This window comes from Streptomyces sp. NBC_01275, from assembly GCF_026340655.1.
In the GTDB taxonomy this organism is placed as follows: Bacteria; Actinomycetota; Actinomycetes; order Streptomycetales; family Streptomycetaceae; genus Streptomyces.
This window is the reverse complement of sequence record NZ_JAPEOZ010000001.1, coordinates 6,451,532-6,476,017: the sequence shown is the minus strand read 5'-3', so window position 1 is coordinate 6,476,017 and position 24,486 is coordinate 6,451,532. Positions and strand designations below refer to the sequence as shown.

Below are 24,486 nucleotides of genomic sequence, written 5' to 3'. Positions count from 1 at the left end.
CCGCACACCCGTCGTAATCTGGCAATCATGAAACAGTGCACGCATGCCGACGCGCTGCCCCGCCCCGAACCCGTCCCGCTCGGCGAGACGTGTCCGGAGTGCCTGCGGGACGGTACCCACCCCGTGCAACTACGGCTGTGCCTGACGTGCGGCCACGTCGGCTGCTGCGACTCCTCGCCGAGCCGGCACGCCACAGGACACCACAAGGAGTCCGGTCATCCGGTGATGCGGACCTTCGAACCCGGCGAGGACTGGCGCTGGTGCTTCGTCGACCATGTCCTCGTCTGAGCCGTCGTTCTGGGAACTTCTCGGACGGTCCGGCCGTCCGACAGGTACGGTTCGACCATCTGACGCCTGGGTACGTCAACCCGGCGCGCCCTCTTCCCTTTTGGGCCCGCAGACCTCTAGACACGGAGCGTGTTCACAGCTTTACTGTGAGTGACGCCAGGGGGTTGGGGTCCCGGGGACAGGAAACCTGAGAGCGCGGTAGCGTCACCGCTGCACCACAGACGCGTTACCCCGGGGGGCGACCCTCGGCCCCGAAAAGCTTGTACCACCTTGGAGGTGAGGGTGTCCCAGATCGCAGGCGAGCCCGCGACCCAGGACTTCGTGGAAGTCCGGCTGCCGGCTGCGGGTGCCTACCTGTCGGTGCTGCGGACGGCCACGGCCGGCCTCGCGGCCCGTTTGGACTTCACCCTGGACGAGATCGAGGACCTGCGCATCGCGGTGGACGAGGCCTGCGCGATCCTGCTTCAGCAGGCCGTGCCGGGCTCCGTGCTCAGTTGCGTGTTCCGACTCGTCGACGACTCACTCGAAGTCACCGTCTCGGCGCCGACCACGGACGGTCACGCCCCCGCGCGGGACACCTTCGCCTGGACCGTGCTGTCCGCCCTCGCGGGCAAGGTCTCCTCCGCCGTCGACGACGACAAAACCGTTTCGATCAGCCTCTACAAACAGCGCGGCGCGGGACCCGGGCCGGCGTGAGGAACGGGGACGGGCCGGTGCGGGACGAAGAGCGCGGCACACGGGAGCTGCCGGCCGAGAGCGCCGGACATCCCGTCTCTCCGAGCGGTTCCCGAGGCATGGCGACGGACGGCATCGACGGCATTCCCGAGCAGGCCCGGCCCCATCCGGAGGACGAGTCGGCCTCCGCGGAGGCCGGCTCGCCGGGCGGCGCCGTGCAGGAATCGCCTCGGGAGAGGCGGATCGGGGGCTCCCCCGGCCGGGCTGAGGACAGGGCTCGACAGAGGGCGACGGGCGGGACGATGAGCGAGCACGAGCGAGACGGCGAACAGAGCGTGCCGGGCACGCAGCACGAGCCCCGGCACGAAACCCGGCACGAAACCTCCGGGCATGCGGACCGCAGCGGGGCACGGGCGATGTTCGTCGAGCTGCGCAAGCTGAACGACGGCAGCCCGGAGTACGCGCAGCTGCGCAACCAGCTGGTCCGTATGCATCTGCCGCTCGTCGAGCACCTCGCGCGGCGCTTCCGCAACCGCGGCGAGCCGCTGGACGACCTGACCCAGGTCGCCACCATCGGCCTGATCAAGTCGGTCGACCGCTTCGACCCGGAGCGCGGCGTGGAGTTCTCCACGTACGCGACCCCGACGGTCGTCGGCGAGATCAAGCGACACTTCCGCGACAAGGGCTGGGCGGTGCGGGTGCCGCGCAGGCTGCAGGAGCTGCGGCTCGCGCTCACCACGGCGACCGCGGAGCTCTCGCAGCAGCACGGCCGCTCCCCCACGGTCCATGAGCTCGCCGAGAAGCTCGCGATCTCGGAGGAGGAGGTCCTGGAGGGCCTGGAGTCCGCCAACGCGTACTCCACGCTGTCCCTGGACGTCCCCGACACCGACGACGAGTCCCCGGCGGTCGCGGACACCCTGGGCGCGGAGGACGAGGCGCTGGAGGGCGTCGAGTACCGGGAGTCCCTCAAGCCCCTACTGGAGGATCTCCCGCCGCGCGAGAAGCGGATCCTGCTGCTGCGGTTCTTCGGCAACATGACCCAGTCGCAGATCGCGCAGGAGGTCGGCATCTCCCAGATGCACGTGTCCCGGCTGCTGGCCCGGACGCTGGCACAGCTCCGCGAGAAGCTGCTGGTGGAGGAGTAGCAAGAAGCGGTACGTCGCGGTAGCGACGCGTTCTTGGAAGGCGACCGCTACTTCTGTGCGTTGCCGGGCCCCCGGATCCCGAGGGCCCGGGTCGTCTCGCCGTTGACGAGCAGGACCAGCGACGCCGCGGCGACGGCCGCGAGGGCGATGCCCGCCGGGATCGCCATGCTGTCGGCCTGCAGCAGGTTGTAGGCCACGGGCAACGCCATGATCTGCGTGATGACGGCGGGCCCCCGGCTCCAGCTGCGCAGGCCCAGCAGCCCGCGGGCGGCGAGCAGCGGCAGCAGCGCGAGCACGATCAGGGTGACCCCGCCGGTGACGGCCTGCTGCCGGTCGTCCGGGTCGCCGGTGAGCCCGAGGACGAGCATCCACATCCCGCCCACGACCAGCGCCAGGCCCTCCAGGCCGGACAGCGCGGCGGCGTACGTCAGACGGCGCGGGCGGGGGCCCGCGGCGGTGTCTACGACGGTGTCCGGGGCGTCGGGAGTCTGCTCACTGCTCACCCCAGAAGGGTAGCCCGCACGACGCTCCGCGCCGCGGCCGCCCACGCACGCGCGACCCCGCCGAGCGGCTTTGTCGCCCCGCGCGTATGCCCGGCGTCCGGGCTCGTATGCGGGCCGGCGCTCGTGTCGAGGCTCACGCGCGATCTCTTACCCGATCCCCACCCTCGGCCTGTGCCCGGTACCACCCAGTAGGTACGCTGCAACTCATGCGTGCACTTCTCGTGGTCAATCCGGCAGCAACCACTACCAGTGCACGGACGCGCGACGTCCTCATCCACGCGCTCGCGAGCGAGATGAAGCTGGAAGCGGTCACCACCGAGTACCGCGGGCACGCGCGCGACCTGGGTCGGCAGGCCGCGGAGAGCGGGAACACCGACCTGGTGGTGGCCCTCGGCGGCGACGGCACGGTCAACGAGGTCGTCAACGGTCTGCTGCACGCCGGCCCCGACCCGGAGCGGCTGCCCGGCCTCGCGGTGGTCCCCGGCGGCTCGACCAACGTCTTCGCCCGCGCGCTGGGCCTGCCCAACGACCCGGTCGAGGCCACCGGCGCCCTGCTGGACGCGTTGCGCGAGGGCAGAGAGCGCACGGTCGGGCTCGGCATAGCCGCCGGCACGCCCGGCACGGACGACGAGGCGGTGCCGTCCCGCTGGTTCACCTTCAACGCCGGGCTCGGTTTCGACGCAGGCGTGGTCGGCCGGGTGGAGCAGCAGCGGGAGCGCGGGCGGAGATCCACACACGCCCTCTACATCCGCCAGGCCGTGCGTCAGCTTCTGGGCGAGTCGCAGCGTCGGCACGGGTCGATCACGCTGGAGCGGCCGGGCGCGGATCCGGTGACCGATTTGGTGCTGTCCATCGTCTGCAACACGGCTCCGTGGACCTATCTGGGCAATCGCCCGGTGTACGCCTCACCTAAGGCCTCGTTCGATACCGGGCTCGACGTACTCGGTCTCAGCCGTCTGTCCACCGCCGCGGTTGCCCTGTATGGCACCCAGTTGCTCACTTCGTCCCCCGAGCGTGGACCCCATGGCAAGCATGCGCACTCGTTCCATGACCTGGACCAGTTCACCTTGCATTCGAAGGTCCCCCTGCCCCTTCAGATGGACGGCGACCACCTAGGGCTGCGCAGAAGCGTGACGTTCACAGGCGTACGCCGTGCACTGCGTGTGATTGTGTGAGCAGAAAGGGCTGAAGTCCTTTCACTCGAACGTTTAGGCCAGGATCCACCCCATGGAAGTACGGCTGTGACCTAGTCGACACCGAGGAATCAAAAAAAACTTTCCGGTAGGGGTTGTATCCGCCGCTGAGGTTTGCGAGTCTCTACGTGGCGATCGGGACGGCCCGCAAGACCAGCCTCCACTGATCACCAGAACCCCTCTTCAATCCACAGGACCACGCCAGCGAACCTGGCTGGTGGCCCTTCACTTGTTGAGGGATTCGTGAAAGCGTTCACATTCACAAGCAACCTGCACGTAATACCAAGGAGAGGTAGCAGCCATGGACTGGCGTCACAACGCCGTTTGCCGCGAGGAAGACCCCGAGCTCTTCTTCCCCATCGGCAACACCGGTCCTGCGCTGCTGCAGATCGAGGAAGCCAAGGCCGTCTGCCGTCGCTGCCCGGTTATGGAGCAGTGTCTGCAGTGGGCGCTCGAGTCCGGTCAGGACTCCGGCGTCTGGGGTGGTCTCAGCGAGGACGAGCGTCGTGCCATGAAGCGCCGCGCCGCCCGCAACCGGGCCCGTCAGGCAACCGCCTGACAACACCCGCCCCGCAAGCCTGAGCTTGGCGGCGCGTACAGCGAGTACGCATCTCCCGCCCCCGAGCCGCAGCGCGCAGTACCCCCGATGCGCAGCACAAGCTGGCAACGAGCATTCGAGCCCCGGACCCCTGAACGGTCCGGGGCTTCGTGCTGTGCGCCCACGCCCGTGCGCCCGCCGTCCACGCCCGCGGTCCTGCTACTTCTGCGCCCGCACCGGAAGGTCCAGGATCACCTGCGTGCCACGCTCCGGCGCGGGGACCATGTCGAAGGTGCCGCCCAACTCGCCCTCCACCAGCGTCCGTACGATCTGCAGACCGAGGTTGCCCGAGGTGTGCGGGTCGAAGCCCTCGGGCAGCCCCACGCCGTCGTCCTGGACGGTGACCAGGAGGCGGGTCTCCTTGGTGGTGCCGCCGCGGACCGCGGAGACCTCGACGGTGCCGGTCTCGCCCTCGCGGAAGCCGTGCTCCAGGGCGTTCTGGAGGATCTCCGTCAGGACCATGGACAGGGGGGTGGCGACCTCCGCGTCCAGGATGCCGAAGCGTCCGGTGCGCCGGCCGGCGACCTTGCCCGGCGAGATCTCGGCGACCATCGCGAGGACGCGGTCGGCGATCTCGTCGAACTCCACGCGCTCGTCCAGGTTCTGGGACAGCGTCTCGTGCACGATGGCGATCGAGCCCACCCGGCGCACGGCCTCCTCGAGGGCCTCGCGGCCGCGCTCGGACTCGATGCGCCGGGCCTGCAGCCGCAGCAGGGCCGCCACCGTCTGGAGGTTGTTCTTCACCCGGTGGTGGATCTCCCGGATGGTCGCGTCCTTGGTGATCAACTCGCGCTCGCGCCGCCGCAGTTCGGTGACGTCCCGGAGCAGGACCAGAGAACCGATGCGCGTGCCCTTGGGCTTGAGCGGGATCGTGCGGAACTGGATGACCCCGTCCCTGGCCTCGATCTCGAACTCGCGGGGCGCCCAGCCGCTGGCGACCTTGGCGAGCGCCTCGTCCACCGGACCCCGGGTCGGCGCGAGTTCGGCGGTGATCTGGCCGAGGTGCTGGCCGACCAGGTCGGAGGCGAGGCCCATGCGGTGATAGGCGGACAGCCCGTTCGGGGAGGCGTACTGGACGATGCCGTCGCCGTCGACTCGGATCAGGCCGTCGCCGACGCGTGGGGCCGCGTCCATGTCCATCTGCTGGTTGGGGAAGGGGAAGGAGCCGGCCGCGATCATCTGCGCGAGGTCGGAGGCGCTCTGGAGGTAGGTGAGCTCCAGGCGGCTCGGGGTGCGCACGGTGAGCAGGTTGGTGTTGCGGGCGATGACGCCGAGGACCCGGCCCTCACGCCGTACGGGGATCGACTCGACCCGGACGGGGACCTCCTCACGCCACTCCGGGTCGCCCTCGCGCACGATGCGGCCCTCGTCGAGCGCGACGTCCAGCAGGGGGCGGCGGCCGCGCGGGACGAGGTGGCCGACCATGTCGTCCTGGTAGGAGGTCGGGCCGGTGTTGGGGCGCATCTGAGCCACGGAGACGTACCGGGCGCCGTCGCTCGTCGGGACCCACAGGACCAGGTCGGCGAAGGAGAGGTCGGAGAGCAGCTGCCACTCCGAGACCAGCAGGTGGAGCCACTCGAGGTCGGAGTCGTCGAGTGCGGTGTGCTGGCGTACGAGTTCGTTCATGGAGGGCACGTCTGCGAGCGTACCCGGGGACGGCGAGGTGTCCGAAAAACACCCGCGGGCCGCGGCGCCTGAGAGGGACCCTCAACCCTCCCGGCACCGCAGCCCGGAGCAATATCGGCCGCGGGGTGTGCGGTCCCGTCGACCGAAGGTGAGGAGCCGGGGCAGTCAGGGCAGAGAGCACCGGGTCCTCGGTCCGCCTCCCTGTGCGGGGAAGACGGAAGTTCTTGTGCTGTTCCCGCACCGTCCATTGTGGACTAGACCACTACGTGTGTCCATGAGCAAGGCTGAAGGGCGGGAATATTCGGATGCCCTAGCATCCAGAACGCAGCCTAGCCTGTGCGGGTTCCCGAGCGGGATGAGATGCAGAGGGCAATTTCACTCCGCTCTGTTAGATTGGTCTAAACCACACGGATCACACGGCACGGATCAGAACGGCAGGCCAGCGTGGAAGTTGTCATCGTTCCTGACGCCAGATCGGGCGGCGAGCTCATCGCCGAGGCCATGGCGCGACTCCTGCGCCGTAAGCCGGACGCCCTGCTGGGCGTGGCCACCGGCTCCACCCCGCTGCCCATCTACCAGGCGCTGGCGGCGAAGACGCAGGCCGGCGCCGTGGACACCGCCCGGGCGCGGATCGCCCAGCTCGACGAATACGTGGGACTGCCCGCCGAGCACCCGGAGTCCTACCGCTCGGTGCTGCGCCGCGAGGTGCTGGAGCCGCTGGGCGTCCGGATGACGGCCTTCCTCGGGCCCGACGGCACGGCCGAGGACATACAGGCGGCCTGCGAGGCCTACGACCAGGCGCTGACCGCGGCCGGCGGGGTGGACCTCCAGCTGCTCGGGATCGGCACCGACGGGCACATCGGCTTCAACGAGCCCTGCTCCTCGCTGGCCTCCCGGACCCGAATCAAGACGCTGACCCAGCAGACCCGCATCGACAACGCGCGCTTCTTCGACGGCGACGTCGACCAGGTCCCGCACCACGTCATCACCCAGGGCATCGGCACGATCCTGGAGGCCCGGCACCTGGTGCTGCTCGCCACCGGGGAGGGCAAGGCGGACGCGGTCGCGGCCACCGTCGAGGGACCGGTCGCCGCGGTGTGCCCCGCCTCCGCGCTCCAACTGCACCCGCACGCCACGGTCGTCGTCGACGAGGCCGCCGCCTCCAAGCTGAAGCTCGCGGAGTACTTCCGCTACACCTACGCCAACAAGCCGGAGTGGCAGGGCATCTAGAACCGTTCCTGTGGACTGGGCGGAAGTGAGCCCGCTCAGTCGCACGCCTCGAACGGTCTCGGGGGCATCGGGGGCACTGGTCCCCGGCGTCCCAGATCGCACAGCAACGCCAACCCGACCTTATGCGCACTCCTTCGGCAAGCAGTCGCCGTCCCCTGCGTCGGCGACGGATTCCGTACGCCATGCATTCCGTACGCCGTGCATTCCGTACTCCATGGGTTCCGTACGACGGTGAAGGCGCCGGGTTCCTGGTCGGGAACCCGGCGCCTTCGTCGTCGTAGCGCCTACCGGCCCGTGAGGGTCTCCGCCGCCGCGCGGCCGCAGACCCGGGCCGCGCCGTGGGTGGCGAGGTGGAGGGCGCCCCGGGGCGGCGCCTGGGGGACGCCCATCTCGACGACGACCGTGTCGGGGCGGGCCGCCAGGAGGGTGTCGAGGGCCGCCGCCATCCAGGGGTGGCGGTGCTCGTCGCGGAGCACCGCGACGATCCGCCGCTCCCCCGCCGCGGCCAGGGCCGCCTGTCCCGCGTCCGTGCCGCTGAAGCTGCCCGTCTCCGTCCCCGGCAGCAGCCGCGCCAGCTCCGCGGCCACGCCCCAGGGAGTCTCGGAACCGACGGCGATATTGGCGACAGGAGTCAGGGCGGCGACATAGGGAGCGGCCGTGAGGGGCGTGAACGTGTCGGCGCCGGTGACACGGAGGGCCCGGCGGGCGGCGACGAGGCCGATGTCCGAGCCCGCGTGACCGGTTTTGGTCTCGGCGGGCGCCGATGCCGTCCACCGCGCCAGCGCCCGTACCCGCTCCGCCGCGTCCACCAGGCGTTCCTCCGGGAGTTCGCCGGTGCGGACGGCCGTGACGAGGGCGTCGCGCAGCCGGCGTACCGTCTCGTCGTCGGCGAGGCCGCCGCCCACGCAGATGGCGTCGGCGCCCGCGGCGATCGCGAGGACGCTGCCCCGCTCGATTCCGTAGGTCGCGGCGACGGCCTGCATCTCGATGCCGTCGGTGACGATGAGGCCGTCGTAGCCGAGCTCCTCGCGCAGGAGGGTGGTCAGGACACGGCGGGAGAGCGTCGCCGGGTGGGTCGGGTCCAGGGCCGGGACCAGGATGTGCGCGCTCATGATCGCCCGGCTGCCGGCTCCGATGGCCGCGTGGAAGGGGATCAGCTCGCGGTCCGCCAGGGCCTCGGCCGGGACGTCGATGCGCGGGAGCGCGTGGTGGGAGTCGACGGCCGTGTCGCCGTGGCCCGGGAAGTGCTTGGTGCAGGCCGCCACGCCCGCCGACTGCAGGCCGGCGACGTAGGCGGCGGTGTGGCGGGCGACCAGGCCGGGGTCGGCGCCGAAGGAGCGGACGCCGATGACCGGGTTGGCGGGGTTGGAGTTGACGTCCGCGGACGGGGCCCAGTTGAGGTTGACCCCGCACTCGGCGAGGCGGCGGCCCAGTTCGTGGGCGACCTGGCGGGTCAGCTCCACGTCGTCCACCGCGCCCAGCGCGTGGTTGCCGGGGAAGCTGGAGCCGGTGCGCACCTCCAGGCGCGTGACGTCGCCGCCCTCCTCGTCGATCGCGACCAGGACGTCGTCGCGTTCCGTGCGCAACTGGGCGGTCAGGGCGGCGAGCTGTTCGGGCGAGGCGATGTTGCGGCCGAACAGGCCGACCGAGGCCAGGCCCTCACCGAGGCGGCGCAGCAGCCAGTCGGGGGCGGTGGTGCCGGGGAAGCCGGGTTGCAGGACCGTCAGGGCGTCGCGCGTCAGTGTGTCTGTGCCGCTGGCGAAAGTCGTCATCGGGGGGCGTTATCCCTTCACGGCGCCCGCGGTCAGGCCCGCGGCCATCTTGCGCTGGACGAGGAGGAAGAGGACGACGATCGGCACGGCCATCATGGTGGCGCCGGCCATCATCGGGGCGTACTCGGTGCCGTGCTTGGTGGTGAAGTTGCCGAGCCAGACGGTCGCGGTCTGGTTCTTCTGGCTGAGCAGCATCAGGGCGTACAGGTACTCGTTCCAGGCCTGGATGAAGGCGTAGACCGAGGTGGCGACCATGCCGGGGGCCAGCAGCGGGAAGACGACCCGGACGAACGCGCCGGTGCGGCTGCAGCCGTCGACCATCGCGGCCTCCTCCAGCTCCTTCGGGATGTTGACGATGAAGCCGCGCAGGGTCCACACCGTGAAGGGGAGGATGAAGGTCAGATAGGTGATGATCAGACCGGAGAGCTTGTCGTACTGGTCCAGGTCGTTCAGGAGCAGGAAGACCGGGATGATCATGGCGACCAGCGGGACCATCTGGACCGCGAGGATGCCCACGATCACGATCTTGCGGCCGCGGAAGGCGAACCGGGAGATGGCGAGGGCGGCCAGCATGCCGACGACCACGCCGATCGCGACGACCGCCAGGGAGACGGTCAGGCTGCGGCCGACCGGACCCCAGAAGTCGGCGATGTCCAGCGCGCGGCGGAAGTTGGAGAGCGTGAGCCCCGTCGGCAGCAGGCTGGGGTCCGGGTCGATGGCGTCCTTGGCCGGCTTGAACGCGGTGTTCAGCATCCAGTAGACGGGGAAGCCGGCGACGGCGAAGACGAGGAGGCCGAGAAGGTTCCAGCCGAACTTCGGCCGCCTCGGAGCGGAAACCGTGCTCATTCGACCTCTCCGATCTTCAGCATCTGACGCATGTAGACGGCGACCACGCCGAGCAGCAGCAGCACGGTGATGAGGGCGATCGCCGAGCCCTGCCCGTAGTCGTTGACGACGAAGGCGCGGTCGTAGGAGTACGTCGTCAGGAGCTGGAACTCGGCCTCGGGATGTCCGTTGCGCATCACGAAGACCTGCGGGAAGACGCCCATGTCCCAGATGACCGACAGGGTCGTGAGCATCACGATGATCGGCTTGAGGATGGGCAGGGTGACGTACCGGAAGACGCCCCAGGCGCCGGCGCCGTCGAGGCGGGCGGCCTCCTCCAGTTCGGCGGGGACCTGGGTGAGGCCGGCGCTGAGGGTGATGACCACGAAGGGCACCGCGCCCCAGACGACCAGGAGCATGATGACGGCGAGGCCCTGCGGTCCGCTGGCGAACCAGTTGTGGCCGATCAGCTCGACGCCGGGCAGCTTGCTGAGGACCGCGTTGAGGATGCCGTAGTCGGCGTCGAACAGCCACTTGAAGACGGTGGTGGCGACGATGACGGGCATGCCCCAGCTGGCCACCAGGGCGATGTTGACGAGGGTCTTCACCCAGCCGGAGACCCGCTGGAGCAGCAGGGCGATCAGCATGCCGGCGACCATCGTGAAGATCACGCAGCCGGCCGCGAAGACGATCGTGCGGACGACGACCTGCCAGAACTCGCCGTCGTCGAGCACGCCCGCGAAGTTGTCGAACCCGACCGACTCGGCCGGCTGGAAACCCCACAGCTGGGACTGCCCGAACTTCTGGAAGGACAGGGTGACCAGCCGGACCAGCGGATAGCCCATCACCAGCGCGAGGACGAGCAGACAGGGGGCGAGCAGCAGCCAGGGGACCGCGGCGGCGCCGGAGGTCCGCCGCACGCGTGGCCGCTTCGGCGCCGGCGGCGGCGGGGCCGACCTCGGCGGCGGCAGCTTGGCAGGGGTGGTGGTGTCTGCGGCACTCATCGCGCGCTCCTCAGCGGTCCCTCGGGTCGTACGGTCGTGCGGGCCTACGAGGGGCAGGGCCCCGTCCCCGGAAATCCCCCGGGGGTCGACGGGGCCCTGCCGCCAGGTCACTTCGTGTTGATGACCTTGTCGATCGCGGCGTCCGCGGTCTTGGCGGCGGCCTCGACCGACTGCTTGCCGGTGCCGATGCTCTGCAGCATGGTCTGCAGGACCTGGGCCTTCTCGACCTGGCCCCAGCCGGGGGCCATCGGGACGAACCAGTTGGACTCGGCGGCGGTGGCCGGGACGGCCGTCGCGGGGTCGTTCTTGAGGGTCGCGAGGTCGGTCTTGTTGTTGGGCAGGTTGCCCTTGGCGATCAGGCCCTTCTGGCCGGAGGGTCCGGTGAAGGCGTTGATCCACTCGGCGGCGAGGGCCTGTGCGTCGGACTTCACCGGGACGGCGAGGTCGGAGCCGCCCAGGAAGACGGGGAGGTTCTTGCCGGACGGGCCGGGCATCACGAAGTTCTCGACGTTGCCGGCGAGCTTGCCGGTCTTGTCGTTCTCCTTCGTCGCGGCGGTCGCGCCCTCCCAGGCGGGGGCGAAGATCATGCCGGACTTGCCCTGGCCGTAGACGATGTAGCGGTCGGACTCGTCCTTGGTCTTGTCGCCGTGCATGTACTTGTCGACGACGTCCTTGAACTCGTTGAGCCCCTTGAGGGACTCGGGCGAGGAGAGGTTGGCCTTCCACTGGCCGCCCGACTCGACGGCGATCGAGCCGCCGGCGTCGTAGACGAAGGACATGGCCGCGTACCAGTCGCGGGTGGGCTGGTACCAGGCGGAGAACTTGTCGCCCTCCTTCTTCTGCACCTTGTCCAGGGCGGCGGTGAGCTCCGCGTAGGTCTTGGGCGTCGACTTCACGCCGACCGAGGCGAAGAGGTCCTTGCGCCAGTTGGCGACGCGGCCGCCGGCGTAGTACGGGACGCCGTAGGTCTTGCCGTCGTAGGTCACGGAGGCCTTGAGGCCGTCCAGCCAGGCGGAGGAGTTGTCGAACTTCGACGCGTCGAGGGAGGCGAAGGCGCCCTTGACCATGTAGCCGAGCATCTCGGTGTTGCCCATCTCGACCACGTCGGGGACCTTGTCGGTGGCAAGGACCGCGTCGAGCTTGGTGTTCTTGTCGGGCCAGCCGTAGTACTCGTGGGTGATCTTGACGCCGGGGTGCGCCTTCGTGACCGCCGCGTCGGCGGCCTTCACCAGCTCGGGCCAGTTGTTCTGGGCGTCGACGGTGAGCCAGACCGTCAGCTCCTTGGCGTCCGCGCCCTTGTCCGAGCCGCCACTGTCCTTGTCGCCCCCGCACGCCGCGATGGAGACCATCATGCCCGCGATACCGATCGCGGCTATCAGCTTGCGCTTCACGCCACCCTCCTCAGGGATGCCACACCAGATGCCACACCCCCCGCCCACAGGCCGGGACCCGGACCTGGACCAATGGTGTAGACCAGTGGGCAGAGCTTGGCTCAGACCAATAGGTCTGTCAAGAGTGGCCGAATCCCCTCCGACCAGCTGTTATGGGACCTACATATGCAAGAACCTTTAAGTAAGAAACCCTCGAAAACATCGACCCCGAAGGGGTGCCGGCCCGGTAGACCACTTGCCTTGGTGGACTAGACCAGCAAAGGCTGCGACGGTATACAGAGGGGATCACGGAACGGCGGGGCGAACAGCGCCGCGTCCGTGCCACGATGTGAGCCGCGGCCGACGGCGTGTCGGCCATTTCGGCACCCGCAGCCGGGAAGGCAGGCCATGAGCACCGACGTCAGCAGTGCGGAGAACGAGGGTGGGGCGACCGTCCGTACCGCGCGTGTGCCCAAGTACTACCGCCTGAAGAAACATCTCCTCGACATGACGGAGACGCAGTCGCCCGGCACCCCGGTCCCGCCGGAGCGGACGCTGGCGGCCGAATTCGACACCTCGCGCACCACCGTGCGCCAGGCACTTCAGGAACTGGTGGTCGAGGGCCGCCTGGAGCGCATCCAGGGCAAGGGCACCTTCGTCGCCAAGCCGAAGGTCTCCCAGGCGCTCCAACTCACCTCCTACACCGAGGACATGCGCGCCCAGGGCCTCGAACCCACCTCGCAGCTCCTGGACGTCGGCTACATCACCGCCGACGACCGGCTCGCCGACCTGCTCGACATCACCGCCGGCGGCCGCGTCCTGCGCATCGAGCGCCTGCGCATGGCCAACGGCGAGCCGATGGCCATAGAGACGACCCACCTCAGCGCCAAGCGCTTCCCGGCCCTGCGCAGGTCGCTGGTCAAGTACACGTCCCTGTACACCGCCCTCGCCGAGGTCTACGACGTCCGGCTCGCCGAGGCGGAGGAGACCATCGAGACCTCGCTGGCCACCCCGCGCGAGGCGGGTCTGCTCGGCACCGACGTGGGCCTGCCGATGCTGATGCTGTCCCGGCACTCGCTGGACAAGGACGGCCAGCCGGTGGAGTGGGTGCGGTCGGTGTACCGGGGGGACCGGTACAAGTTCGTGGCCCGGCTGAAGCGGCCCACCGAGTAGGCCCACCGAGTAGGCCCACCGGGCAGGGGGTCTTCCGCTCCGCTTATCCGTCACTTACATTGCCTGCGCATTACAACAGTGATCAAGGCGATCAGTGAGGGGACGGAGCCGCCGATGTCAGACGCCCAGGAAGTGCCCAAGGAGCCGGTGGTGACGCCTGTGCGCGTCGTCATCGGCCTCTGTCTGCTCGCGCCGTTCGTGGCGATGCTGTGGGTGGGCTCGTACGCGAAGGTGGATCCGGCGTTCATCGGGATCCCCTTCTTCTACTGGTACCAGATGCTGTGGGTGCCTCTCTCCGCCGCGCTCACGGTGACCGCGTACAAGCTCTGGCAGCGTGACCAGCGCGGACGTGCGGCCTCCGCTTCCGCGAAGGGTGGTGCGTCGGAGTGAAGGACGGCGTGAACGGCGTCGCGCTCGCCGTCTTCATCTTCTTCTTTCTGGCCGTCACGGTCATGGGCTTCCTCGCCGCGCGCTGGCGCAGGGCCGACAACGACAGCCTCGACGAATGGGGGCTGGGCGGCCGGTCGTTCGGCACCTGGGTCACCTGGTTCCTGCTCGGCGGCGACCTGTACACGGCGTACACCTTCGTCGCCGTGCCGGCGGCGATCTACGCGGCGGGCGCGGCGGGCTTCTTCGCGGTCCCGTACACGATCCTCGTCTACCCGCTGATCTTCACGTTCCTGCCCCGCCTGTGGTCGGTGTCGCACAAGCACGGGTACGTGACGACGTCGGACTTCGTACGCGGACGCTGGGGGTCGAAGGGGCTGTCGCTGGCGGTCGCCGTCACCGGCATCCTCGCGACCATGCCGTACATCGCGCTCCAACTGGTCGGCATCCAGGCCGTGCTCGACGTGATGGGCGTCGGCGGCGGCGAGGACACGAACTGGTTCGTGAAGGACCTGCCGCTGCTGATCGCCTTCGGCGTGCTGGCGGCGTACACCTACTCGTCGGGGCTGCGGGCCCCCGCGCTGATCGCGTTCGTGAAGGACACGCTGATCTACATCGTCATCGCGGTGGCGATCATCTACATCCCGATCAAGCTCGGCGGGTTCGACGACATCTTCGCCAAGGCGGGCGAGGCGTTCAGCCAGACCAACCCGGCGACCGGGAAGCCGCGCGGCGCGCTCGCCCCGGCCGAGCCGGGCCAGTGGACGTACGCCACGCTGGCGCTGGGCTCCGCGCTCGCGCTCTTCATGTACCCGCACTCCATCACGGCGACGCTGTCGTCCAGGAGCCGTGAGGTGATCCGCCGCAACACCACGATCCTGCCGCTGTACTCCCTCATGCTCGGCCTGCTGGCCCTGCTGGGGTTCATGGCGATCGCGGCCGGGGTCAAGGTCACCAACGGGCAGCTGGCGATCCCGCAGCTGTTCGAGGACATGTTCCCGGACTGGTTCGCGGGCGTGGCCTTCGCCGCGATCGGCATCGGCGCGCTCGTCCCGGCCGCCATCATGTCGATCGCTGCCGCGAATCTCTTCACCCGCAACATCTACAAGGACTTCATCAAGCCGGACGCCACGCCGGCGCAGGAGACCAAGGTCTCCAAGCTGGTCTCGCTCCTGGTGAAGGTGGGCGCGCTGGCCTTCGTCCTCACCATGGACAAGACGGTCGCCATCAACTTCCAGCTGCTGGGCGGCATCTGGATCCTGCAGACCTTCCCGGCCCTGGTCGGCGGCCTCTTCACCCGCTGGTTCCACCGCTGGGCGCTGCTCGCCGGCTGGGCGGTCGGCATGATCTACGGCACGGTCGCCGCGTACGGCGTGGCCTCCCCGACCCAGAAGCACTTCGGCGGCTCGTCGAAGGAGATCCCCGGCCTCGGAGAGATCGGCTACATCGGCCTGACGGCGTTCCTCCTCAACGTCGCCGTCACCGTGGTCCTCACCTTCGCCCTGAAGGCGGCGAAGGCCCCCGAGGGCATCGACGAGACCCGCCCGGAGGACTACACGGCGGACGCGGGCGACCCCGGCGTCCAGGCGGACCTGCCCCCGGCGACCGCGGGAGCCTCGCACTGACCATCCGCATGCACTCCTTCCGCACGCACTGACCATCCGCATGCACTGACCATCCGCACGCGATCACGGGCCGCCGGGGAGAACCCGGCGGCCCGTCGTCGTGCCCGTCCGGCACACTCGGTCCCATGGACATCGTCATCCGGCGGGCAGCGCCCGACGAGTACCCGGCCCTGGGCGAGATCACCGCCCAGGCCTATCTCGAGGACGGGCTCCTCGACTTCGGCGAGAGCGACGAGTACCTCGGCGAACTGAGGAACGTCGCCCGGCGGGCGGCCGCCGCCGAGGTCCTGGTCGCCGTGGCGGGCGACGCCCTCCTCGGCGGGGTCGCCTTCGTCTCCTCGGGCGGCCCCATGGCGGACATCGCCCGCTCCGGCGAGGCCGAGATCCGGATGCTCGCGGTCGCGCGCGAGGCCCGTGGCAGAGGCGCCGGCGAGGCCCTCGTACGCGCATGCCTCGACCGCGCACGGGCCACGGCGGGCTGCACGGCCGTCGTTCTGTCGACCCAGCGCACCATGCGCACCGCCCACCGCATCTACGAACGCCTCGGCTTCGTCCGTACGCCAGAGCGGGACTGGAATCCCTTGCCGCAGCTGGACGACATCACTCTCCTCGCCTACCAGTTGACGCTCTGAAACCGGCGCGACACAACATCTGGGGGTGGCACGACAGCCCGGCACAAGATGTATGCTCGTGCTCGCTGTCGCCGCAGGGGAATCCGGTGCAAATCCGGAACTGTCCCGCAACGGTGTACTTGCGTGCATCTGCACGCTTGTGTCAGTCCGAGGACCTGCCGACAGCACGCGCCCGGCCCATCCGGTCCGGGTGCTCTGACGTCCGGGCCTCGTGGAGTGGGCCGGTGGACGCGACGCCCCGCGCGCTCGTGTGCTGCCCCCTGCCCTCCGCCAGGCCCGCTGCCGAGCGAGGGAGAGCCCCACGTGACCATCGCGCCAGCCGAACCGGCTTCAGTCACCCAGCTGGAGACCGACGGTCCCGGTACCGCGCTGCTGCGGACCCTGACCGAGCTGACCGCCGACCTCCCCGACGCGGACCCCGGCCGGGTCGCCGCCGCCGCCCTGCGGGGACGGTCCGCGCGGGCGGACGAGTCGGAGCTGCGCGAGCTGGCCACGGAGGCGGCCGCCGGTCTGATCTCCGACGACCCCGCGTACTCGAAGCTGGCCGCCCGGCTGCTGACGATCAGCGTCGCCGCCGAGGCCGCCTCCCAGGGCGTCACGTCGTTCACGCAGTCCGTCGCCGTCGGCCACCGCGAGGGCCTGATCGCCGACCGCACCGCCGACTTCGTCCGGCTGCACGCGGCCCGCCTCGACGCCCTGGTGGACCCGCTGGCCGACGACCGCTTCGGCTACTTCGGCCTGCGCACCCTGCACAGCCGCTACCTCCTGCGCCACCCCCTCACCCGCAAGGTCGTCGAGACGCCCCAGCACTTCCTGCTGCGCGTCGCCTCCGGCCTCGCGGAAGACGACACGTCACGCGCTCTGGACGAGGTCGCGGCCCTCTACCGGCTCATGAGCCGCCTCGACTACCTCCCGTCCTCCCCCACCCTCTTCAACTCCGGCACCCGGCACCCCCAGATGTCGTCCTGCTACCTCCTCGACTCCCCGCTGGACGAGCTGGACTCCATCTACGACCGCTACCACCAGGTCGCCCGCCTCTCCAAGCACGCCGGCGGCATCGGTCTGTCGTACTCCCGGATCCGCAGCCGCGGTTCGCTGATCCGCGGCACGAACGGGCACTCCAACGGCATCGTGCCGTTCCTGAAGACGCTGGACGCCTCGGTCGCCGCCGTGAACCAGGGCGGTCGGCGCAAGGGCGCGGCCGCGGTCTACCTGGAGACCTGGCACTCCGACATCGAGGAGTTCCTGGAGCTGCGCGACAACACCGGCGAGGACGCCCGCCGTACGCACAACCTGAACCTCGCGCACTGGATCCCGGACGAGTTCATGCGGCGGGTGAACGCGGACGAGCAGTGGTCGCTGTTCTCGCCGTCGGACGTGCCCGAGCTGGTCGACCTGTGGGGCGCGGAGTTCGAGGCCGCCTACCGCAAGGCCGAGGCCGACGGGCTCGCGAAGAAGACCATCGCCGCCCGCGACCTCTACGGCCGGATGATGCGCACCCTCGCGCAGACCGGCAACGGCTGGATGACCTTCAAGGACGCGGCCAACCGCACCGCCAACCAGACGGCCGAGCCCGGTCACGTCGTCCACTCCTCCAACCTCTGCACGGAGATCCTGGAGGTCACCGACGACGGGGAGACGGCGGTCTGCAACCTGGGTTCGGTGAACCTCGGCGCGTTCGTCGACACGACGACCGGCGACATCGACTGGGAGCGGCTGGACGAGACCGTCCGCACGGCCGTCACCTTCCTCGACCGGGTCGTCGACATCAACTTCTACCCGACCGAGCAGGCGGGCCGCTCCAACGCCCGCTGGCGGCCGGTGGGCCTGGGCGCGATGGGCCTGCAGGACGTCTTCTTCAAGCTGCGGCTGCCCTTCGACTCCGCCGAGGCCAAGGCCCTGTCCACCCGGATCGCCGAGCGCATCATGCTCGCCGCGTACGAGGCCTCCGCCGACCTGGCCGAGCGCAACGGCCCGCTGCCGGCCTGGGAGAAGACCCGGACGGCCAGGGGCGTGCTGCACCCGGACCACTACGGCGTCGAGTTCACCTGGCCGGAGCGCTGGGCGGCCCTGCGCGCGCGCATCGCGAACACCGGCATGCGCAACTCCCTGCTGCTCGCCATCGCGCCCACCGCCACCATCGCCTCCATCGCGGGCGTCTACGAGTGCATCGAGCCGCAGGTGTCCAACCTGTTCAAGCGCGAGACGCTGTCCGGGGAGTTCCTCCAGGTCAACTCGTACCTGGTGAACGACCTCAAGGACCTCGGCGTCTGGGACGCGCGCACCCGGGAGGCGCTGCGCGAGTCCAACGGCTCGGTGCAGGAGTTCGCCTGGATCCCGGCGGAGGTCCGCGCCCTGTACCGCACGGCGTGGGAGATCCCGCAGCGCGGCCTGATCGACATGGCCGCCGCCCGCACCCCGTACCTGGACCAGGCGCAGTCCCTGAACCTGTTCCTGGAGACGCCGACCATCGGCAAGCTCTCCTCGATGTACTCGTACGCCTGGAAGTCGGGCCTGAAGACCACGTACTACCTGCGCTCCCGCCCGGCGACCCGCATCGCCCGCGCCGCCCAGGCCCAGGCGCAGCCCGAGAAGACCATCCCCCTGCAGCAGGCGACCTCCGAAGAGGCCGTCGCCTGCTCCCTTGAGAACCCCGAGTCCTGCGAGGCCTGCCAGTAATGTCCAGCGAAGCCAAAGCTGCGTCTGCCAAGAACCTGCTCGACCCGGGCTTCGAGCTCACCCTGCGCCCGATGCGCTACCCGGACTTCTACGAGCGCTACCGGGACGCCATCAAGAACACCTGGACCGTGGAGGAGGTCGACCTCCACTCGGACGTCACCGACCTGGCGAAGCTGTCCGAGGGCGAGCAGCACATGATCGGCCGGCTGGTCGCGTTCTTCGCGACGGGCGACTCGATCGTGGCGAACAACCTCGTGCTGACGCTGTACAAGCACATCAACTCCCCGGAGGCGCGCCTGTATCTGTCGCGTCAGCTGTTCGAGGAGGCCGTGCACGTCCAGTTCTATCTGACGCTGCTGGACACGTACCTGCCCGACCCGGAGGACCGCGCCGCCGCCTTCGACGCCGTGGAGAACATCCCCTCCATCCGCGAGAAGGCCGAGTTCTGCTTCAAGTGGATCAACGAGGTCGAGAAGCTGGACCGGCTGGAGACCCAGGCCGACCGCCGCCGCTTCCTGCTCAACCTGATCTGCTTCGCCGCGTGCATCGAGGGCCTGTTCTTCTACGGCGCTTTCGCCTACGTCTACTGGTTCCGCAGCCGGGGTCTGCTGCACGGCCTCGCCACCGGCACCAACTGGGTGTTCCGGGACGAGACCATGCACATGTCCTTCGCGTTCGAGGTCGTCGACACCGTCCGCAAGGAGGAGCCGGAGCTCTTCGACGACCAGCTCCAGCAGCAGGTCACCGACATGCTCAAGGAGGCCGTCGAGGCCGAGCTGCAGTTCGGCCGGGACCTGTGCGGCGAGGGGCTGCCGGGCATGAACACCGAGTCGATGCGGCAGTACCTGGAGTGCGTCGCCGACCAGCGGCTGCAGCGGCTCGGCTTCGCGCCGGTCTACGGCTCGGAGAACCCGTTCTCCTTCATGGAGCTGCAGGGCGTTCAGGAGCTGACCAACTTCTTCGAGCGCCGTCCTTCGGCGTACCAGGTCGCGGTGGAGGGCACCGTCGACTTGGACGAGGACTTCTGAGTCACCGTCCTCGAAGCCTTCAGCTGACGGTCGATCCGGCGCTCGTGGAGAAGTCCCACGAGCGCCGGAGCCGTGAGGAGGAGGAAGAAGGCCAGGAAGGCCGCGTATCCGGTGAGTGCGTTCATGAGGTTCATGAGGTAAGCCTCGTACTTGCTCGACACTCCTGACAGTGGCAGTACTGCCGTACACCTTCAAATTCCTGCCACTCCTCGGGCACACTGGCGTCATGCTGAACAACGTGGCCGTGATCCTGCTCGACGGTGTGCACCCCTTCGAGCTGGGGGTCGTCTGCGAGGTCTTCGGGATCGACCGCAGCGACGAGGGGCTGCCGGTCTACGACTTCGCGGTCGCCTCGGCGGAGGGGCCGACGCTGACCACGCACGCGGGCTTCAGCGTGAGCACCGAGCACGGGCTGGAGCGGCTGGAGAGCGCCGATCTGATCGCCGTGCCGGCCGGGGACACGTACGGGCAGCGGGAGTTCCCGCCCGAGCTGCTCGACGCGCTGCGCCGGGCGGTGGACCGGGGGACGCGGGTGCTCAGCGTCTGTTCCGGGGTGTTCGTGCTGGGCGCGGCGGGGCTGCTGGACGGGCGGCGCTGCGCGGTGCACTGGCGGCACGCCCAGCAGCTGGCCCGGCAGTATCCGCGTACGACCGTCGAACCGGACGTGCTCTACGTCGACGAGGACCCGGTGATCACCTCGGCCGGCACGGCCGCCGGCATCGACGCCTGTCTGCACCTCGTCCGCAAGGAGCAGGGCCCCGAGGTCGCCAACGGGATCGCCCGGCGGATGGTCGTGCCGCCGCACCGGGACGGTGGCCAGGCCCAGTACATCAAGCGGCCGCTGCCCCCGTCGCCGTGCGACACGGTCGGCGAGGTGCTGGTGTGGATGGAACGGCACCTCGACCAGGAGGTCACCGTCGAACAGCTCGCCGCCCGCGCCCACATGTCCCCGCGCACCTTCGCCCGCCGCTTCCAGCAGGAGACCGGCACCACCCCTTACCGCTGGCTGCTGCGCCAGCGGGTGCTGATGGCGCAGCACCTGCTGGAGGCGACGGACGAGACGATGGACGCGATCGCCTGGCGTACCGGTTTCGGCACGGCGAGCGCCCTGCGCCATCAGTTCGTACGGGCCCTGGACACGACGCCGAACGCCTACCGGCGCACGTTCCGGGGGCCGCAGGCCGTCGCCTGAGCCCCTCCTTGAGCACCTTGCCCGCGTCTCACCCGGGTATCGCCCGCAGCTTCAGCCGGCGCGGCCGGAGCGTGATGCCGATATGCGTCCGGGGGTCGGAGCCGGGCGCTTCCTCGAAGCGGAACGCGGCCGCCACCACCGCGGTGATCAGCGTGAGCTCGGCCATCGAGAAGTGGTCGCTCGGGCACTTCCGGTTGCCGACGCCGAACGGGGTCATGGCGTACTTGGGCACCTCCTTGGAGCGGTCCGGGAGCCAGCGGTCGGGGTCGAACTCCTCGTGCCGCTCGTACGACCGCGGATCGCGCTGGACCGCGTACGGGCTGTAGACGATGTCGGCGTCGGCGGGAATGCGGTAACCCCCGAGCTCGGTGTCGGCCACCGCACGCCGGGTCAATATCCATACGGCCGGATACAGCCGCATGGTCTCGACCACGACATTGGCGGTGTGCCGCAGCTTTCGGACGTCGTCGAATGCGACCGGCCGGTCGCCGACGACGTTATTCACCTCCTCGCGGATCTTGTCCACCTGATCCGGGTGCTCGGTGAGGACGTGGAGCAGCGACATGACCACAGAGCCGGCTGTTTCGCTGCCCGGGGTGAGTATCGCGATGACCTGGTCGTGGATCTCCTGTTCCCCGATCGGGTCGCCATTGTCGTCCTTCGCCTCCAGCAAAGCTGTCAGCAAATCGTCCGGTTTTTGACCGGATGCCCTGCGGTCGGCGACGATCTCGTCCACGAGCCGGTGCAGATCGGCCAGCGCCCGGTTGAATTCACGGTTGGCCGGAATCGGTACCCGATAAAGCGGACCGAGAGGGACCACCATGCGCTGGTACATACCGGCGAACAGGGTGGCGAGCGCGGAGGTGATGCGCTCGGACCGGGCGTCCATGTAGCTGCCGCGCATCAGACAGCGGGCGGAGATGCGCACGGACACCCGGAAGGACTCCGCGGTGACGTCGAGGACCTCGCCCCGGGTCCAGCGCTCGACGAGCGCGTGCGCCTCCTCCTCCATGATCGCCCCGTAGCCGGGGATGGCGTCGAGCCGGAAGGCGGGCTGGATGGTGCGCCGCTGGCGTCGGTGCAGTGCGCCGTTGGCCGTGGCCACGCCCTGCTTGCCGAGCAGGCTCTCCAGGGACTCCCACAGGGGTCCGGCGATGATGTAGTCGGGGCTGAGGGCGAGTGCCCCCACGAGCTCCGGCGCGGTGACGGCGTACACCGTCTTGGGGCCGAGCCTGAGACGGACCACGTCGCCGTGGTCGCGCAGCCGGGACAGGAAGGCCAGCGGGTCGCGGGCCAGCCGCCAGCCGTGGCCGAGCAGCGGAACTCCGCCACCGGCGAGCGGCGGCTCACGCAGCTCGGGCGTTTCGGGCGTCGCGGGCTTCACGGATTCGACGGTCATTTCTCACCTGCCGCTTCGTTGTTGACGTACGGGGGCGTGGACCGGTCGTCCCAGCTGTCGACCATGTAACGGCCGGACTCGTGGTGGAACCAGTAGACGGAACTGAACCAGTTCCGCATATTCGCGAGGCAGGCCCTTACGGCGACGCCGAGCTCATTTCCGTGGACCGTCCCGTCGGTCAGCCGGTCGGCGAGCCTCAGGACATCCTTTTCGACGGCGAGGAACTCGGTTATGCATTCCTCGACGCGCCGCCTGAGTTCATCGACCGCCTCTTCCAGAGTCAATCCCTCATGGGCGATGAGGCTGATTCCGAGATTGTGCACCTCGTCGCCCGCCAATTCCTTGGGAAGCGAGCAGAGGTCGTTGTACAGGGCGGCGAATTCCTGGCTCAGGAGGGCCGCCCGCCGATAGGCCGGATGTTTCCGCACCGAATTCGGGAGTTCGCGTCCCGCGCTCGGCTCCAGCAGATCGGTCCAGATCCAGTGCGCGAAGGTGAGCCGACGCAGTGCGAGGTATTCCTCGACGCCCGGTATCCGCCCTGCGACACGGTTGCGGAATTCCCGGTCGTACGCCTCGATCACCCGGTGGAAGTGCCGGGCGAACCGCGTGTTCCAGGTGCCGGGAAGGAAGGAGTACAGCCGGCCCACGCTGTCCGCCAACCCGGCTACCAGTGGATCCCTGTGACGCAGGTGGTCCGTCGGTGAGTCCAGGGCCGCATGCAAGCGGAACCTGAGCTGCCGCCATGCGCCGGTCCGGCCGTGCACGACGTCGCGGTCGTGCCGGTCGTCCCAGACGAAGAACCATGCGCTGTAGTCGGCGATGGCCTGTAGGACCTCGTCGGGTGCGCCGAGGTAGTAGCCCGCCATCAAGTCGGTGTAGCACAAGCCGTCGGCATATTCTGCGACCTTGTGTGCCGGCATGAGCCGCTTTTCCAGCAGCCAGGAACGTGTGCTGTCCTGCAACCGAGGCCAATACGGATGCAGTTGCCGGGGAAACGCCGTCTCGATGACCGGGAGAGAGAGCGAGGGCGGGACCGCGGGAGCGGTCACCGTCACTGTGGTGCTGCATGTGGTGCTGTATGGGAAAGCTGGCACGAACAACCCCTCTCAGCCTCCAGTGGGCACACGCCCCTCCCGCCGTGCCGGGCGTGCGCCGTTGCGTATCCCCGCACTTCCCATTCAGCCCTACAACTGACCGTTCTGGGAACGGATTTGCTTCATTCACTACCCCAACATGCCGAGATTCCCTCCCTGCATGACTGGTTATGGATCAGCAGATGTGCGTAAGCGATCGAACGTCCGACGGACATACGAACGACGCCCGGCCGGAGGGTCCGGCCGGGCGTCGTCGGTGGATGCGGGGATACGGCGGTCAGTCGTTGGCGACCACGGGGTAGCGGGGCTCGTTCTCGGCCATCTGCCGCAGGGCGTCCTTCCGTTCGCGCTTGGAAAGACGGTCGATGTAGAGGTACCCGTAGAGGTGATCGGTCTCGTGCTGCAAACACCGAGCGAAGTATCCGGTGCCGCGCACCTTGATCGGGTTGCCCTTCTCGTCCTGCCCGGTCACCTCGGCGTAGTCGGGGCGGGCGAGCGGCGCGTACGCGGTGGGCACCGACAGACAGCCCTCGTTGCTGTCGTCCAACCGGCGCTTGTCGGCGGGCAGTTCGACGAGCTTGGGGTTGCAGACGACGCCGGTGTGCCGGGCGCCCTCGTCGTCGGGGCAGTCGTAGACGAAGACCTTCAGATCGACGCCGATCTGGTTGGCGGCCAGGCCGACGCCCTCAGCGGCGTGCTGCGCGGCGAACATGTCCGCGACCAGCTGCTGGAGCTCCTCGCCGAACTCGGTGACGTCCCTGCACTCCCTGTGCAGCACCGGGTTCCCGACGACGGTGATCGGCCGCGAGGTCCCGGCCGCCCGCCAGGCCTGCTCGCGCTCTTCCGTCCCCTCGGTGTCGATGACGAAGCCCTCGTCGTCCACGGGGAGCACGCCCACGTGCTGCTGATCGGTGTCCTGCTGCGCCATGACCGACGATGCCTTCCTCATACGAACAGGGGTTGAAGCTGCTGATACAGGGTACGGGGAGCGCGCCTCCGAAAGGGGCGCGGGGAACTGCGCGACAAGCCACGACGAAGCCGCGGCCGA

Annotated in this window: 22 protein-coding genes and 1 riboswitch; of the genes, 13 read left to right on the top strand and 9 right to left on the bottom strand. The window is 69.3% G+C overall.

The annotated features are described in order from the left end of the window. Positions 1-27: 27 nt before the first annotated feature. The 3 genes from OG562_RS28805 to OG562_RS28795 all read left to right on the top strand — a co-directional run bounded on the left by OG562_RS28805 (position 28) and on the right by OG562_RS28795 (position 2,108). Positions 28-288 (top strand): UBP-type zinc finger domain-containing protein, encoded by a 261-nt coding sequence (locus OG562_RS28805; RefSeq protein ID WP_266402890.1) that lies wholly within the window; start codon positions 28-30, stop codon positions 286-288. 282 nt (positions 289-570) lie between these two features. Next, entirely contained in the window at positions 571-984 is a 414-nt protein-coding gene (locus tag OG562_RS28800; protein WP_030784224.1) for an anti-sigma regulatory factor, read from the top strand. After that, positions 981-2,108 (top strand): RNA polymerase sigma factor SigF, encoded by a 1,128-nt coding sequence (locus OG562_RS28795; protein ID WP_266402887.1) that lies wholly within the window; start codon positions 981-983, stop codon positions 2,106-2,108. The genes OG562_RS28800 and OG562_RS28795 overlap by 4 nt, the downstream gene beginning before the upstream one ends. A 47-nt stretch (positions 2,109-2,155) precedes the next feature. On the opposite strand, the gene OG562_RS28790 is transcribed toward OG562_RS28795, so the two are convergent. After that, complete coding sequence (locus OG562_RS28790) at positions 2,156-2,611, bottom strand: hypothetical protein (protein WP_266402885.1); 456 nt, start codon at positions 2,609-2,611, stop codon at positions 2,156-2,158. 206 nt (positions 2,612-2,817) lie between these two features. Here OG562_RS28790 and OG562_RS28785 point away from each other — a divergent pair, with 206 nt between their 5' ends. Beyond that, positions 2,818-3,786, top strand: coding sequence for a diacylglycerol kinase family protein (locus OG562_RS28785; RefSeq protein WP_266402883.1), 969 nt, complete (start codon positions 2,818-2,820; stop codon positions 3,784-3,786). A 319-nt stretch (positions 3,787-4,105) separates the two neighbouring features. Next, entirely contained in the window at positions 4,106-4,363 is a 258-nt protein-coding gene (locus tag OG562_RS28780) for a WhiB family transcriptional regulator (protein WP_006380970.1), read from the top strand. A gap of 198 nt (positions 4,364-4,561) precedes the next feature. On the opposite strand, the gene OG562_RS28775 is transcribed toward OG562_RS28780, so the two are convergent. After that, on the bottom strand, positions 4,562-6,028 hold the full coding sequence (locus tag OG562_RS28775; RefSeq protein WP_266409591.1) for a sensor histidine kinase: 1,467 nt from the start codon (positions 6,026-6,028) through the stop codon (positions 4,562-4,564). A 444-nt stretch (positions 6,029-6,472) separates the two neighbouring features. Here OG562_RS28775 and nagB point away from each other — a divergent pair, with 444 nt between their 5' ends. Continuing rightward, positions 6,473-7,258, top strand: coding sequence for a glucosamine-6-phosphate deaminase (gene nagB / locus OG562_RS28770; RefSeq protein ID WP_266402867.1), 786 nt, complete (start codon positions 6,473-6,475; stop codon positions 7,256-7,258). Positions 7,259-7,542: 284 nt separating this feature from the next. Here the strand turns inward: nagB and OG562_RS28765 are convergent, their stop codons facing one another. The 4 genes from OG562_RS28765 to OG562_RS28750 all read right to left on the bottom strand — a co-directional run bounded on the left by OG562_RS28765 (position 7,543) and on the right by OG562_RS28750 (position 12,250). Continuing rightward, on the bottom strand, positions 7,543-9,030 hold the full coding sequence (locus tag OG562_RS28765) for a glycoside hydrolase family 3 protein (protein ID WP_266402866.1): 1,488 nt from the start codon (positions 9,028-9,030) through the stop codon (positions 7,543-7,545). A gap of 9 nt (positions 9,031-9,039) precedes the next feature. After that, a complete protein-coding gene (locus tag OG562_RS28760) occupies positions 9,040-9,876 on the bottom strand; it encodes a carbohydrate ABC transporter permease (protein WP_266402864.1) in 837 nt (278 codons plus the stop codon). Beyond that, positions 9,873-10,859, bottom strand: a complete 987-nt coding sequence (locus OG562_RS28755; RefSeq protein ID WP_266402861.1) for a carbohydrate ABC transporter permease — start codon at positions 10,857-10,859, stop codon at positions 9,873-9,875. The genes OG562_RS28760 and OG562_RS28755 overlap by 4 nt, the downstream gene beginning before the upstream one ends. Positions 10,860-10,966: 107 nt before the next feature. After that, on the bottom strand, positions 10,967-12,250 hold the full coding sequence (locus OG562_RS28750; RefSeq protein WP_266402859.1) for an extracellular solute-binding protein: 1,284 nt from the start codon (positions 12,248-12,250) through the stop codon (positions 10,967-10,969). Positions 12,251-12,637: 387 nt separating this feature from the next. On the opposite strand from OG562_RS28750, the gene OG562_RS28745 reads away from it, so the two are divergent. The 7 genes from OG562_RS28745 to OG562_RS28715 all read left to right on the top strand — a co-directional run bounded on the left by OG562_RS28745 (position 12,638) and on the right by OG562_RS28715 (position 20,945). Continuing rightward, the gene (locus OG562_RS28745) at positions 12,638-13,402 is read left to right on the top strand and encodes a GntR family transcriptional regulator (protein ID WP_266402856.1); all 765 of its coding nucleotides are present in this window, start codon (positions 12,638-12,640) and stop codon (positions 13,400-13,402) included. A 114-nt stretch (positions 13,403-13,516) separates the two neighbouring features. Beyond that, entirely contained in the window at positions 13,517-13,792 is a 276-nt protein-coding gene (locus OG562_RS28740; protein ID WP_266402854.1) for a DUF3311 domain-containing protein, read from the top strand. After that, on the top strand, positions 13,789-15,414 hold the full coding sequence (gene mctP / locus OG562_RS28735) for a monocarboxylate uptake permease MctP (protein WP_266402851.1): 1,626 nt from the start codon (positions 13,789-13,791) through the stop codon (positions 15,412-15,414). The genes OG562_RS28740 and mctP overlap by 4 nt, the downstream gene beginning before the upstream one ends. Positions 15,415-15,539: 125 nt before the next feature. Beyond that, entirely contained in the window at positions 15,540-16,046 is a 507-nt protein-coding gene (locus OG562_RS28730) for a GNAT family N-acetyltransferase (protein WP_266402848.1), read from the top strand. A 35-nt stretch (positions 16,047-16,081) separates the two neighbouring features. Next, a riboswitch (cobalamin riboswitch) is annotated at positions 16,082-16,224 on the top strand. Positions 16,225-16,349: 125 nt separating this feature from the next. Continuing rightward, positions 16,350-18,725 (top strand): ribonucleoside-diphosphate reductase subunit alpha, encoded by a 2,376-nt coding sequence (locus OG562_RS28725; RefSeq protein ID WP_266402846.1) that lies wholly within the window; start codon positions 16,350-16,352, stop codon positions 18,723-18,725. After that, a complete protein-coding gene (locus OG562_RS28720; protein WP_266402844.1) occupies positions 18,725-19,753 on the top strand; it encodes a ribonucleotide-diphosphate reductase subunit beta in 1,029 nt (342 codons plus the stop codon). The genes OG562_RS28725 and OG562_RS28720 overlap by 1 nt, the downstream gene beginning before the upstream one ends. Before the next feature lie 226 nt (positions 19,754-19,979). Beyond that, entirely contained in the window at positions 19,980-20,945 is a 966-nt protein-coding gene (locus OG562_RS28715) for a GlxA family transcriptional regulator (RefSeq protein WP_266402842.1), read from the top strand. 28 nt (positions 20,946-20,973) lie between these two features. Here the strand turns inward: OG562_RS28715 and OG562_RS28710 are convergent, their stop codons facing one another. The 3 genes from OG562_RS28710 to def all read right to left on the bottom strand — a co-directional run bounded on the left by OG562_RS28710 (position 20,974) and on the right by def (position 24,366). Next, positions 20,974-22,344 (bottom strand): cytochrome P450, encoded by a 1,371-nt coding sequence (locus OG562_RS28710; RefSeq protein WP_266402841.1) that lies wholly within the window; start codon positions 22,342-22,344, stop codon positions 20,974-20,976. Then, positions 22,341-23,393: an epi-isozizaene synthase gene (gene cyc1, locus OG562_RS28705; RefSeq protein ID WP_266402839.1), complete on the bottom strand. Its 1,053-nt coding sequence runs from the start codon at positions 23,391-23,393 to the stop codon at positions 22,341-22,343. Before cyc1 ends, OG562_RS28710 begins: the two co-directional genes overlap by 4 nt. 322 nt (positions 23,394-23,715) lie before the next feature. Continuing rightward, positions 23,716-24,366, bottom strand: a complete 651-nt coding sequence (gene def, locus OG562_RS28700) for a peptide deformylase (protein WP_266402837.1) — start codon at positions 24,364-24,366, stop codon at positions 23,716-23,718. Positions 24,367-24,486: the final 120 nt, after the last annotated feature.

Excerpts from the sequence above, each read along its gene's own strand:
- OG562_RS28805 (WP_266402890.1), top strand. The coding sequence starts at position 28 with ATGAAACAGTGCACGCATGCCGACGCGCTGCCCCGCCCCGAACCCGTC.
- OG562_RS28785 (WP_266402883.1), top strand. The coding sequence starts at position 2,818 with ATGCGTGCACTTCTCGTGGTCAATCCGGCAGCAACCACTACCAGTGCA.
- OG562_RS28780 (WP_006380970.1), top strand. The coding sequence starts at position 4,106 with ATGGACTGGCGTCACAACGCCGTTTGCCGCGAGGAAGACCCCGAGCTC.
- OG562_RS28775 (WP_266409591.1), bottom strand. The coding sequence starts at position 6,028 with ATGAACGAACTCGTACGCCAGCACACCGCACTCGACGACTCCGACCTC.
- OG562_RS28765 (WP_266402866.1), bottom strand. The coding sequence starts at position 9,030 with ATGACGACTTTCGCCAGCGGCACAGACACACTGACGCGCGACGCCCTG.
- OG562_RS28760 (WP_266402864.1), bottom strand. The coding sequence starts at position 9,876 with ATGAGCACGGTTTCCGCTCCGAGGCGGCCGAAGTTCGGCTGGAACCTT.
- OG562_RS28755 (WP_266402861.1), bottom strand. The coding sequence starts at position 10,859 with ATGAGTGCCGCAGACACCACCACCCCTGCCAAGCTGCCGCCGCCGAGG.
- OG562_RS28745 (WP_266402856.1), top strand. The coding sequence starts at position 12,638 with ATGAGCACCGACGTCAGCAGTGCGGAGAACGAGGGTGGGGCGACCGTC.
- OG562_RS28740 (WP_266402854.1), top strand. The coding sequence starts at position 13,517 with ATGTCAGACGCCCAGGAAGTGCCCAAGGAGCCGGTGGTGACGCCTGTG.
- OG562_RS28730 (WP_266402848.1), top strand. The coding sequence starts at position 15,540 with ATGGACATCGTCATCCGGCGGGCAGCGCCCGACGAGTACCCGGCCCTG.
- OG562_RS28720 (WP_266402844.1), top strand. The coding sequence starts at position 18,725 with ATGTCCAGCGAAGCCAAAGCTGCGTCTGCCAAGAACCTGCTCGACCCG.
- OG562_RS28715 (WP_266402842.1), top strand. The coding sequence starts at position 19,980 with ATGCTGAACAACGTGGCCGTGATCCTGCTCGACGGTGTGCACCCCTTC.
- OG562_RS28710 (WP_266402841.1), bottom strand. The coding sequence starts at position 22,344 with ATGACCGTCGAATCCGTGAAGCCCGCGACGCCCGAAACGCCCGAGCTG.
- def (WP_266402837.1), bottom strand. The coding sequence starts at position 24,366 with ATGGCGCAGCAGGACACCGATCAGCAGCACGTGGGCGTGCTCCCCGTG.